Consider the following 12,928-nt stretch of genomic DNA (forward strand, 5'->3'; position numbering starts at 1 on the left):
CGATCTAACGCTAAACTTTCTATGCTAATATMTCTTAATCCTCTTTGTTTTATCAGTAGTTTTATCTAAATATTGATTAATTTTGCTATATTATTTTACTTAATTTATTTTATTGGCTATATATTATTAACTAACAAAATAGTGTTTAAAGATTATTGTTTTTAATTTATAATTTTTCATTAATTAACTCGTTGTGCTAGTTAAATAAAATCATTGCAAATACTAGGTTATAGTAACGTATATTTAACTATTTTTCAAATAATATCTAGTGATTTCAATATGTTGAGTAAAGCAACTAGCACAACATATTAATTATTTTAATTTTTTAATATATTAGGTTATTCATTTTTTTCRAATACTTAAAATTTATATAGAATAATAATATATATACAAATATATAGAATTATTCTGTATAAATATATCTAAAATAAATTAGAATTTGATAGAATAGGTCGAAATAAAATAATAAAAAGTTTGAATAATACTATTGAAAGATGGTATTATATATAATATAATGATTATCAAATAAAACAATTAGTTTAAAAGCTTTGAAGGAAAATAGTAAAAGATATGTTTGTATTCAGAGAGTGAGTGGTTGGTGAGAACTCATTACAATGATTTTTGAATCTATTCTGGAGCTTCTAGTCGGAAAGAATAGTAAGATTAGACGTATACCTACGTTACAGGATTGAGAGGACTATACATAATATTGTATGGTCAATTAGGGTGGCAACGCGGAGTAAAGACTTTCGTCCCTTTTTATAGGGGATAGAAGGTCTTTTTTTATTGTAATTAATTGTTTTAGAATAGGTATTTATAAAAAACAAATAAGATAACGTTATTAAAATATGTACATAAAATATTAAGCGAGCTAAAAATTTTAAATATTTAAATATATCTATAAAAAATAAATAAAGGAGGAAGTAGAATGTTAGATATAAAAAGAATAAGAGAAAATTTAGAAGACATAAAAAAAGCAATGGATAGAAGAGGGGAAAAAGAATTTGATTTAGATGCTGTAGTTGCATTAGATGATAAGAGAAGAGAGTTACTTAAAGAAGTTGAAGTAATGAAAAATGAGTTAAATGTAGAATCTAAGAAAATACCTCAACTTATAAAAGAAGGCAAAGATGTAGATGCTGCAAAAGCTCAATTAAAAGAATTATCAGATAAGATAAAAGCTATAGATGAGCAAGTTAGAACAGTTGAAGCTGAAATGGAATACAACTTAATGAGAATCCCTAATGTTCCTCATCCAGATGTTCCACAAGGAACTACAGATGAAGATAACATTGAGATAAGACAATGGGGAGAAACTCCAAAGTTTGATTTCGAAGGTAAAGCACACTGGGATATAGGTACAGGTTTAGGAATATTAGATTTCGAAACAGCTGGTAAAATAACTGGTTCAAGATTTACTTTATACAAAGGATTAGGAGCTAGACTTGAAAGAGCTATAATAAACTTCTTCTTAAATACTCATACAGAAGAGCATGGATATACAGAAGTTTTACCTCCTTTCATGGCAAATAGAGCAAGTTTCATAGGAACAGGACAATTACCAAAGTTTGAAGAAGATATGTTTAAAATAGAAGGAGCAGAATACTTCTTAATACCAACAGCAGAGGTTCCAGTAACTAATATACATAGAGATGAAATATTAACTGCAGATCAATTACCTATAAAATATTGTGCGTACACTCCATGTTTCAGATCTGAAGCAGGATCTGCTGGTAGAGATACAAGAGGATTAGTAAGACAACATCAATTCAATAAAGTTGAATTAGTTAAATTCTGTGATCCTCAAAATTCTTATGAAGAATTAGAAAAATTAACTAACGATGCAGAAAGAATGTTACAATTATTAGGATTACCATACAGAGTAGTTAGAATATGTACAGGAGACTTAGGATTTACTGCAGCATTTAAATATGACTTAGAAGTATGGATGCCAAGTTACAATAGATATGTTGAAATATCTTCTTGTTCAAACTTTGAAGATTTCCAAGCTAGAAGAGCTGGCATAAGATTCAAGAGAGATAAGAAATCTAAAGCTGAATACGTTCATACATTAAATGGTTCAGGATTAGCAGTAGGAAGAACATTAGCTGCTATATTAGAAAACTATCAACAAGCTGATGGATCAGTAGTTGTTCCAGAAGTATTAAGACCATACATGGGTGTAGATGTTATAAAGAAAAATGAATTATAAGATATAGTTAATATAATAAGGAGAGTATTTAAAAATACTCTCCTTTAATTTTTAGAATATATTAAAGAGATATATTTTAAAATTATTAATCTGAAAAATTATATTACTTAGTTCTATGATGGAACACTCTTTTAATAGAATATAGTATTAAATATTAAAGGAGATATTAGAATGAGTAAAAATATTGATTCTAAGCTAGCGTTATTTACATCTATAGTTTTAATAAATATAGAATATATAATTTTGATAATATAAAAATAATATATTCTATAATAAATATCGAGAAGTGTTTAGTTTTTGTATTACTTTTTATATTATCGTTATTATATATCTTTAATACACTTGTAAATTAAAAAGATATATATGGATATGCATTATATTATGCTAATACAGTATTGAGGATTAAATAAATTTGAACTTATATTATAGGTCGAATATTTAAATTTCAGTTGAAATATAAAATAAACTGTGATAATATAAACTTGTTATAAGTTTTAGGAGGACCAATGGAAAACTCGCATTATATGAAAGAGGCTTTAAAAGAAGCACATAAGGCATATGAAAAAGGTGAAACACCTATAGGAGCTATAATAGTAAAAAATAATGAGATTATAGCAAGAGCACATAACTTAACAGAAACATTAAACGATTGTACAGCTCATGCAGAGGTCTTAGCTATAAGACAAGCTTCAGAAAAATTAGGTGGTTGGAGATTAGTTGATTGTGACTTATATGTAACAATGGAGCCATGTATTATGTGTAGTGGAGCAATAGTTCATTCTAGAATAAAAAAACTTATAATTGGAACTAAACATATAAAAAATTCATATACAGAAAAACAACATGAATTTAAAATAGATTATTATAAAGACAATAATATCGAGACCACATTTGGTATACTACAAGAAGAATGCTCTAATATATTACAAGAATTTTTTAAGAAATTAAGGAAAAGATAATATGGAGAGTTGGTCGAGATGGTCGAAGGCGCTCGCCTGGAAAGTGAGTATACGTCAAAAGCGTATCATGGGTTCGAATCCCATACTCTCCGCCAGAGAATAATTTAAATATGGTTGTAATTTTGCTGTACTAGATGGGGAGGTAGCGGTGCCCTGTAACCTGCAATCCGCTATAGCAGGATTGAATTCCATCTAGAGGCTTTGTCTTGTAAGGCTGCCCTAAATAAGTGGTGTTGACGTTTAGGTCCTACGCAACGGAAACTCATGAACCCCGTCAGATCCGGAAGGAAGCAGCGGTAAGTGATCACTTTCGTGTGCCGTAGGGGTGCCTAAGCCGAGCTAACTGTTTAGGTAACGCTTGTAAGTCAAAGTCAATAGATGGTGTACAGCATTTAATATATAAAATAGAATCCCTTTAATAGGGATTTTTTTAATATGCAAAATTTTAATTTATATAACTTTATTAAAGATAATGATATAATATTTCAAGATATAGGAAATTAATATATTAGATTGATTTTTAAATTAAGGAGAGAGAGGAATGCATAAAGCCTTATATAGATCGTATAGACCTCAAAACTTTGAAGATGTTGTAGGTCAAGAACATATTATAAGAACATTAAAGAATCAGATAGAGAATAATAATGTAGGTCATGCTTATTTATTTTCAGGGACAAGGGGAACAGGTAAAACATCAACAGCAAAGATATTTGCTAGAGCTGTTAACTGTGAAAATAGTGTTAATCAAGAACCTTGTAATGAGTGTGACGTTTGTAGAGATATATTAAATGATAATATTATGGATGTAGTAGAGATAGATGCAGCATCTAATAATAGTGTAGACGATATAAGAGAGCTTAGAGAGAATGTTAAGTATTCTCCTGCTAAAGCAAAGTATAAAGTTTATATAATAGATGAGGTTCATATGCTTTCTCAAGGTGCATTTAACGCATTATTAAAGACATTAGAAGAGCCACCATCATATGTTATATTTATACTGGCTACTACAGAGCCACATAAAATACCAGCAACTATATTATCAAGATGTCAGAGATTTGATTTCAAAAGAGTTACTGTTAAAGATATGACTACTAGAATGCAAAAAATTTGTGATGAAGAAAATATAGAAGTAGAAGAAAAGGCACTTAATCTAATAGCAAGAAACTCTCAAGGGGCGTTAAGAGATGCTCTTAGTATATTAGACCAATGTATATCTTTTTCAGATAATAAAATAGAATACAAAGATGCAGTAGAATTATTAGGAACTGTAAATATTGAACAATTATTTGAAATGGCACAATCTATAATAGATCAAGATACAAAAAAATCACTTCAAATATTAAATGAATTTGTTGTATGGGGAAAAGATATAAGAAATTTAATCAATGATTTAATAGACCACTTTAGAAACTTAATGGTATGTAAGGTATCTACAGAGCTAGATGAAATAATATCATTACCAGAAGAAACTATAAAGCTATTAAAAGATCAATCTAAGGTTGTAGAAGTTAATGATTTAATAAGAATATTAAATATATTATCAGAAACTCAAGATAACATGAAAGTATCATCAAATCCAAGAGTATTAGCAGAAGTAACTATGATGAAAATTGCACAACCTATGTTTGATGAAAGTAAAGAAGCATTGATAAAAAGGATAGAAAATTTAGAGAAAACTATTGAGAGCGGGAATATAAAGGTAAATTTAAGTGAAAATAATATACATTCTAATGAAATAGTTGTAGAAGAAGAACATGAAGAAGTAGTTTATGAAAATGTAAAAAGTGAAGATGTTAAATTAGTAGAATCATCTTGGCAAAAGATAAGACAAAAAATAAAAGAAGATAAAGTAAATAAACAAATGCCAGTATATTTCTTATTGGGAGATGTAAGTGGATTTAATGTTCATAATAATAATTTATATATAATTTATGGACATGGATTTGAATTTGCTAAGAAGAGATTAAGCAATCCAGAGACTATATCATATATAGAGCAAATGATAAGGGAAACTATAAATAGAAGCTTTAGTATAAAAATAATATTAGAATCCGAAGTAAAGAATATAGAACTTGAGATAAAGAATGAGAAGATAGATGAAGGTGAAAAATTGTTAAAATCTTTAGTTAAAGAAGATATACTTGAAATAAAGGATAATGAAGAAAAACAAGATTAATAATAAAAAAGATTATGATATAATAATAAAATATAGACAAATTTTTAAAGGAGGATTTTAGTTATGGCTAAAAGAGGTTTTGGAGGCGGAATGATGCCTGGAAATATGAATAATTTATTAAAGCAAGCTCAAAAGATGCAAGAAAATATGCAAAAAATGCAAGCTGAGTTAGAAGCAAAGGAAATAGAGTCTTCTGTTGGTGGAGGAGCTGTTACTGTAAAGGTTAATGGTAAGAAAGAATTAATAGATATAAACATAAAACCAGAAGTAGTTGATCCAGATGATATAGAAATGTTACAAGATTTAGTTTTAAGTGCTGTTAATGAAGCATTAAGAAGTGTTGATGAAATGCAATCAAGTCAAATGAGTAAAGTAACTGGAGGAATGAATATACCAGGATTATTCTAGTAGGTGATTATATGCAAGTTTACACAGGGCCTATAACAAGGCTTATAGAAGAATTTTCAAAGCTTCCTGGAGTTGGAAGAAAAACAGCTCAAAGATTAGCATTCCATATTATAAATATGAATACTAATGATGTAGAAGCTTTATCTAAGGCCATAATAGAGGCTAAAAGAGAAATAAGATATTGTTCTGTTTGTTGTAATATAACAGATACAGATCCTTGTAGTATGTGTTCTAATAAAAATAGAGATGCTAGTGTAATATGTGTTGTAGAAGATCCAAGAGATGTAGCTGCAATGGAAAGAACTAGAGAATTTAAAGGCCAATATCACGTATTAAATGGTGTTATATCTCCTATGGATGGTATAGGACCAGATATGATAAAGATAAAAGAGCTTATACAAAGATTAGGAACACAAGATGTAAGAGAAATAATTATGGCTACTAACCCAACAATAGAAGGGGAAGCAACAGCTATGTACATAGCAAGACTTTTAAAACCAATGGGAATAAAAGTTACAAGAATAGCACATGGTCTACCTGTAGGTGGAGATTTAGAGTATGCAGATGAAGTTACTATATCGAAAGCTTTAGAAGGTAGAAGAGAAATATAAAAATCGAGGTATATGCCTCGTTTTTTATATTTTAAGAGGAGTGTAATATGAAAACAACGATGACTTTAGAAAAGTATAAAGCTATGAAAAAAAAGAATTCTATATCAGAAGAAAAGAAATTAAATAATATAGATATAGATGCTATTATTAAGAAAAAGTCAAAGAAATCTTCAAATAATGTAAATAGTGAATTTAGAAATAACTATAAGAACTATCAATATGATTATGAAGAAGATTTTTATGAACCTAGATATTAAATTAAATATTTTACAGTAAAAAAGAGCCAAATAATAAATTATTTTAGGCTCTTTTTTATTTAAATTATTTTAGGCTCTTTTTTATATTATAAAAATTATACTTATTTATAATATACAGCTAATTATCATCGCTTAATATATCTACAACTAAATTAGATATATTAATAGCAGAATCAGATTTTCTTATAGATTTTATATTATTTCTAAGCGCATCTAACCTAGAAGGATCATCTATAAGAACTTTTAATAAAACTGGTAAGCTATACTTTTTAGTTGTTCTAAGTGCAGCACCACAATTAGTTAAGAAGTCTAAGTTTTCCTCTTCTTGTCCAGGAATACAATATGGTACAATCATAGGAACATCATTTAGTAATGCTTCTGTAGTAGTAAGACCACCAGGTTTTGAAATTAATACATCAATAGAAGCTAATATATCGTTCATTTTATTTGTATATCCCAATAAACAAATATTTTTATTATGTACAGTAGAATCTAACATTTTTGATAGCTTCTCCTTTAGATGATCGTTTCTACCAGATATTACTAATATTTGGAAATCTCTATCTACAGTAAGTAACTCTTCTAAGGTTTCTTTTATATTACCGGCACCGAAACTTCCACCCATAAGTAATACAGTTAATTTATCAGGAGATAAACCTAGTTCATTAAGTACAGTATCCTTATCTCTATGTTCTAAGAAAGATTTTTCAACTGGAATTCCAAAAGCTTTAACTTTTTCAGTATCGACACCTTCATAAACTAGTAATTCTTTAACATATTCATGACCAACTATGTAATAATCAATTTCGTTTTGAATCCATGTAGAATGAGTTGTATAGTCAGTTAAAACAGATACCATAGGTGGTATATCTATATTACTAGATTTATAAAAACTTTCACTTCTACTTAAACTAAGAGTGTGTTTATTCTTTTTTAATGTACTAAGGGCTATCATAGGAAATGGATGAGTTCCTATAATTAAATCAGGTTTCTTATCATTTAATAAATGCCTAAATTTTTTAGCCATTAGTGATGTAAGTGGATTTGCCTTAAATTCATTTTTAGAGGCAAGGTTAGTTTCTGAAAGTCTATATACACTACCGTATGCTTTAGGTGTATATATAGCAGATTTTTCATATCCTCTAGAAATAACTTTGTCCATTGTATTGTTAACTAACTTTAAACTATCTACAATTTCACACTCTATAGACATACTATCTATAGTTCGGCTTTCAAGCTCTTCTTTTATTGCTCGAGCAGCTCTATTATGTCCTCCACCGGTAGACGCTGACATAATTAGCACTTTTTTGCTCATAAAAATTCCTCCTAATATGATAGAGTTATATTGAACAATAACACAAATTTATGTATTATTAATTATACTTTATAAAAGTAAAAAATTGCATATTATTATATTAAATTATTATTAACGGATATATGATAATAATAATCTAATATAATAAAAAAAAAATTACAAGTATTATAATATTTAGGAGGTAGATGAAATGAAAAATGTAGAGATATATACTAGTGATACATGTATACAATGTATTAAAGCTAAAGAATATTTAAAAAATAAAAATATAGAATTTAAAGAATATAATATATCTAAGGACCTAGAAGCTAAAAGAGAGTTAATAAGAATGGGGTATATGTCTATTCCTGTTATACTTATAGATGGAGAACATGTATTAGGATTTGATTTAAATAGGATAGAGAGTCTATTACAAAAATAATATAAAAGAAGAATTAGTAGATAGTTATTTTATTTATATATAAGTGCTATACTAATTCTTTTTTAGTTAGATATTAATAGTAAGATAAAGTTAAGTAAGATGCTTATTACTAGTTATATAATAAGATAAAATATGATAAGTATATCATGTATAAACTTGATGAAAATGGAGAATATAATAGGGCGTAAGTTATTTAGAATTAGGAGAGTTAAAGTTATCAGATATAACTAGAAGATTATTAACTCAAGTTGATTAATTAAATTTACTTTATAGATGTCCAGATTTAAATGAGTAAAATGATTAAATTTGGACATCATAATACATAATTTGATATTAAAAAACATAATTAAAAAATATTTGAAAAAACTTTTAAAAAAGTATTGACGATATAAAATAAAGATGATATATTATTACTTGTCCTTAAGAAAAGGACAAAAACAAACAAAAAACTTCAAAAAATAAGTTGACAAAGAAAAACAACTTTGTTAAACTAAAGAAGTAGAAAATGAACTTTGAAAATTAAACAGTAGGTTAATTTATAGAATTACAACTAACAAACCAAGCCAGATATTCAAATTAGATTTATCTGAGCAGGTAGTCAAATTTATTATGAGAGTTTGATCCTGGCTCAGGATGAACGCTGGCGGCGTGCCTAACACATGCAAGTCGAGCGATTCTCTTCGGAGAAGAGCGGCGGACGGGTGAGTAACGCGTGGGTAACCTGCCCTGTACACACGGATAACATACCGAAAGGTATGCTAATACGAGATAATATGCTTTTATCGCATGGTAGAAGTATCAAAGCTCCGGCGGTACAGGATGGACCCGCGTCTGATTAGCTAGTTGGTGAGGTAATGGCTCACCAAGGCGACGATCAGTAGCCGACCTGAGAGGGTGATCGGCCACATTGGAACTGAGACACGGTCCAAACTCCTACGGGAGGCAGCAGTGGGGAATATTGCACAATGGGCGAAAGCCTGATGCAGCAACGCCGCGTGAGCGATGAAGGCCTTCGGGTCGTAAAGCTCTGTCCTCAAGGAAGATAATGACGGTACTTGAGGAGGAAGCCCCGGCTAACTACGTGCCAGCAGCCGCGGTAATACGTAGGGGGCTAGCGTTATCCGGAATTACTGGGCGTAAAGGGTGCGTAGGTGGTTTCTTAAGTCAGAGGTGAAAGGCTACGGCTCAACCGTAGTAAGCCTTTGAAACTGGGAAACTTGAGTGCAGGAGAGGAGAGTGGAATTCCTAGTGTAGCGGTGAAATGCGTAGATATTAGGAGGAACACCAGTTGCGAAGGCGGCTCTCTGGACTGTAACTGACACTGAGGCACGAAAGCGTGGGGAGCAAACAGGATTAGATACCCTGGTAGTCCACGCCGTAAACGATGAGTACTAGCTGTCGGAGGTTACCCCCTTCGGTGGCGCAGCTAACGCATTAAGTACTCCGCCTGGGAAGTACGCTCGCAAGAGTGAAACTCAAAGGAATTGACGGGGACCCGCACAAGTAGCGGAGCATGTGGTTTAATTCGAAGCAACGCGAAGAACCTTACCTAAGCTTGACATCCCTCGACGTTTTCTAATCGGAGATTTCCCTTCGGGGACAGAAGTGACAGGTGGTGCATGGTTGTCGTCAGCTCGTGTCGTGAGATGTTGGGTTAAGTCCCGCAACGAGCGCAACCCTTGCCTTTAGTTGCCAGCATTAAGTTGGGCACTCTAGAGGGACTGCCAGGGATAACCTGGAGGAAGGTGGGGATGACGTCAAATCATCATGCCCCTTATGCTTAGGGCTACACACGTGCTACAATGGGTGGTACAGAGGGCAGCCAAGTCGTGAGGCGGAGCTAATCCCTTAAAGCCATTCTCAGTTCGGATTGTAGGCTGAAACTCGCCTACATGAAGCTGGAGTTACTAGTAATCGCAGATCAGAATGCTGCGGTGAATGCGTTCCCGGGTCTTGTACACACCGCCCGTCACACCACGGAAGTTGGGGGCGCCCGAAGCCGGATTGCTAACCTTTTGGAAGCGGCCGTCGAAGGTGAAACCAATAACTGGGGTGAAGTCGTAACAAGGTAGCCGTATCGGAAGGTGCGGCTGGATCACCTCTTTTCTAAGGAGAATTGCCTACTGTTTAATTTTGAGGGTTCATTCCTCAATTAGTACTTTGAAAACTGCATAACATTTAGTGATATGACATCATTTTAAACATATATGACAAGAAAAGTCTTAAAAATTACAACTTTAATAACTGGTCAAGTTATTAAGGGTGCAGGGCGGATGCCTTGGCACTAGGAGCCGATGAAGGACGTGATAAGCTGCGATAAGCTTCGGGGAGTTGCACGTAAACTTTGATCCGAAGATTTCCGAATGAGGAAGCTCACTTAGAGTAATGTCTAAGTATCGTTAAGTGAATACATAGCTTAGCGAGGGGAACCCGGGGAACTGAAACATCTAAGTACCTGGAGGAAGAGAAAGAAAATTCGATTCCGTAAGTAGCGGCGAGCGAAAGCGGAACAGGCCAAACCAATAAAGCTTGCTTTGTTGGGGTTGCGGACACGTCATAAACGAAGAGGTCATCGTAGATGAAGAGAGTTGGAAAGCTCCGCTATAAAGTGTAATAGCCACGTAGTCAAAACGAGAAAAATACTAGTATGATCCAGAGTACCACGGGACACGTGAAACCCTGTGGGAAGCAGGAGGGACCATCCTCCAAGCCTAAATACTACCTAGTGACCGATAGCGCATAGTACCGTGAGGGAAAGGTGAAAAGAACCCCGGGAGGGGAGTGAAATAGAACCTGAAACCCTGTACTTACAAGCTGTGGGAGCACATTACTTGTGTGACCGCGTACTTTTTGTAGAACGGGCCAACGAGTTACGTTAAGTAGCAAGGTTAAGCACTTAAGGTGTGGAGCCGTAGCGAAAGCGAGTCTTAAATGGGCGATTTAAGTTACTTGGCGTAGACCCGAAACCGGGCGACCTATCCATGAGCAGGTTGAAGCGAAAGTAAAATTTCGTGGAGGACCGAACCCACGAGCGTTGAAAAGCTCGGGGATGACTTGTGGATAGCGGTGAAATTCCAATCGAGCCCGGAGATAGCTGGTTCTCCCCGAAATAGCTTTAGGGCTAGCCTCAAGGTTGAGAGAAGCGGAGGTAGAGCACTGAATGTCCTAGGGGGTATTGCACTTACCGAAGACTATCAAACTCCGAATGCCGTATTCTTATACTTGGGAGTCAGACTGTGGGTGATAAGATTCATAGTCAAAAGGGCAACAGCCCAGATCGTCAGCTAAGGTCCCTAAATGTACGTTAAGTGGTAAAGGATGTGGGATTGCACAGACAACCAGGATGTTGGCTTAGAAGCAGCCACTCATTTAAAGAGTGCGTAATAGCTCACTGGTCGAGTGATCCTGCGCCGAAAATTTCCGGGGCTAAAACGTACTACCGAAGCTACGGCATCATTTATGATGGGTAGGGGAGCTTCGTATGCAGGCTGAAGCATGACCGTAAGGACATGTGGACAGTATACGAGTGAGAATGTTGGCATGAGTAGCGAGACGTGGGTGAGAATCCCACGGGCCGTAAACCCAAGGTTTCCAGGGGAAGGTTCGTCCGCCCTGGGTTAGTCAGGACCTAAGCCGAGGCCGAAAGGCGTAGGTGATGGACAACAGGTTGATATTCCTGTACCACCAATAACCGTTTGAGAAATGGGATGACACAGAAGGATAAGCTAACCGTACTGTTGGTTATGTACGGGCAAGCATTGAGGCAGTTCCTATAGGCAAATCCGTAGGAATAATGCTAGGATGTGATGCGGAGCGAAATTTAGTAGCGAAGTAGCTGATTTCACACTGTCGAGAAAAGTCTCTATCGAGGTTAAAGGTGCCTGTACCGCAAACCGACACAGGTGGGTGAGGAGAGTATCCTAAGGCCAGCCAGAGAACTGTTGTTAAGGAACTCGGCAAAATGACCCCGTAACTTCGGGAGAAGGGGTGCCTGTCTATGACAGGCCGCAGAGAATAGGCCCAAGCGACTGTTTACCAAAAACACAGGTTTCTGCTAAGTCGCAAGACGATGTATAGGAGCTGACGCCTGCCCGGTGCTGGAAGGTTAAGGGGATCTGTTAGAGCAATCGAAGCAGTGAACTTAAGCCCCAGTAAACGGCGGCCGTAACTATAACGGTCCTAAGGTAGCGAAATTCCTTGTCGGGTAAGTTCCGACCCGCACGAAAGGCGTAACGATTTGGGCACTGTCTCAACAATAGACTCGGTGAAATTGTAATCCCGGTGAAGATGCCGGGTACCTGCGACAGGACGGAAAGACCCCATGGAGCTTTACTGTAGCTTGACGTTGGGTCTTGGTACTACATGTACAGGATAGGTGGGAGACTATGAAGCATGGACGCCAGTCTGTGTGGAGTCATCCTTGGGATACCACCCTTGTAGTACTGGGATCCTAACCATAGGCCTTGAATCAGGTCTTGGAACACCGTCAGGTGGGCAGTTTGACTGGGGCGGTCGCCTCCTAAAAAGTAACGGAGGCGCTCAAAGGTTTCCTCAGCACGGTCAAAAATC

The 12,928-nt window shown here is 34.4% G+C and carries 8 protein-coding genes, 1 tRNA gene, 2 rRNA genes, 1 other RNA gene and 1 other annotated feature (1 of these 13 only partly in view); of the genes, 11 read left to right on the plus strand and 1 reads right to left on the minus strand.

Annotation, left to right across the window (positions count from 1 at the left end; all coding sequences use genetic code 11):
- Nucleotides 1–539: 539 nt before the first annotated feature.
- Nucleotides 540–760 (plus strand) — a binding site (T-box leader).
- A gap of 168 nt (nt 761–928) precedes the next feature.
- The 8 genes from serS to G3997_RS10650 all read left to right on the plus strand — a co-directional run bounded on the left by serS (nt 929) and on the right by G3997_RS10650 (nt 6,623).
- Nucleotides 929–2,212, plus strand: coding sequence for a serine--tRNA ligase (gene serS / locus G3997_RS10615; RefSeq protein WP_296645764.1), 1,284 nt, complete (start codon nt 929–931; stop codon nt 2,210–2,212).
- Nucleotides 2,213–2,718: 506 nt separating this feature from the next.
- Nucleotides 2,719–3,171, plus strand: coding sequence for a nucleoside deaminase (locus tag G3997_RS10620; RefSeq protein ID WP_296645768.1), 453 nt, complete (start codon nt 2,719–2,721; stop codon nt 3,169–3,171).
- A 3-nt stretch (nt 3,172–3,174) separates the two neighbouring features.
- Nucleotides 3,175–3,266: transfer RNA gene (locus tag G3997_RS10625), tRNA-Ser, on the plus strand.
- Between the two features lie 30 nt (nt 3,267–3,296).
- Nucleotides 3,297–3,560: signal recognition particle sRNA large type (ffs, locus tag G3997_RS10630), an RNA gene on the plus strand.
- 152 nt (nt 3,561–3,712) lie between these two features.
- Complete coding sequence (gene dnaX, locus G3997_RS10635; RefSeq protein WP_296645771.1) at nt 3,713–5,347, plus strand: DNA polymerase III subunit gamma/tau; 1,635 nt, start codon at nt 3,713–3,715, stop codon at nt 5,345–5,347.
- Nucleotides 5,348–5,410: 63 nt separating this feature from the next.
- A complete protein-coding gene (locus G3997_RS10640; RefSeq protein ID WP_180702512.1) occupies nt 5,411–5,755 on the plus strand; it encodes a YbaB/EbfC family nucleoid-associated protein in 345 nt (114 codons plus the stop codon).
- A gap of 11 nt (nt 5,756–5,766) precedes the next feature.
- Nucleotides 5,767–6,366, plus strand: coding sequence for a recombination mediator RecR (recR, locus tag G3997_RS10645; protein ID WP_296645777.1), 600 nt, complete (start codon nt 5,767–5,769; stop codon nt 6,364–6,366).
- Nucleotides 6,367–6,413: 47 nt separating this feature from the next.
- Nucleotides 6,414–6,623: a hypothetical protein gene (locus G3997_RS10650; RefSeq protein ID WP_296645780.1), complete on the plus strand. Its 210-nt coding sequence runs from the start codon at nt 6,414–6,416 to the stop codon at nt 6,621–6,623.
- A 118-nt stretch (nt 6,624–6,741) separates the two neighbouring features.
- Here the strand turns inward: G3997_RS10650 and G3997_RS10655 are convergent, their stop codons facing one another.
- On the minus strand, nt 6,742–7,938 hold the full coding sequence (locus tag G3997_RS10655) for an MGDG synthase family glycosyltransferase (RefSeq protein WP_296645783.1): 1,197 nt from the start codon (nt 7,936–7,938) through the stop codon (nt 6,742–6,744).
- 190 nt (nt 7,939–8,128) lie between these two features.
- On the opposite strand from G3997_RS10655, the gene G3997_RS10660 reads away from it, so the two are divergent.
- The 3 genes from G3997_RS10660 to G3997_RS10670 form a co-directional block, all read left to right on the plus strand.
- Complete coding sequence (locus G3997_RS10660) at nt 8,129–8,359, plus strand: glutaredoxin family protein (RefSeq protein WP_296645788.1); 231 nt, start codon at nt 8,129–8,131, stop codon at nt 8,357–8,359.
- A 605-nt stretch (nt 8,360–8,964) separates the two neighbouring features.
- Nucleotides 8,965–10,465, plus strand: a 16S ribosomal RNA gene (locus tag G3997_RS10665).
- A gap of 140 nt (nt 10,466–10,605) precedes the next feature.
- Nucleotides 10,606–12,928, plus strand: a 23S ribosomal RNA gene (locus G3997_RS10670) (it continues 582 nt past the right edge of the window).
- The 16S and 23S rRNA genes sit together here, the layout of an rRNA operon.

Source organism: Romboutsia sp. 13368 (assembly GCF_018336475.1).
Taxonomy (GTDB): domain Bacteria; phylum Bacillota; class Clostridia; order Peptostreptococcales; family Peptostreptococcaceae; genus Romboutsia.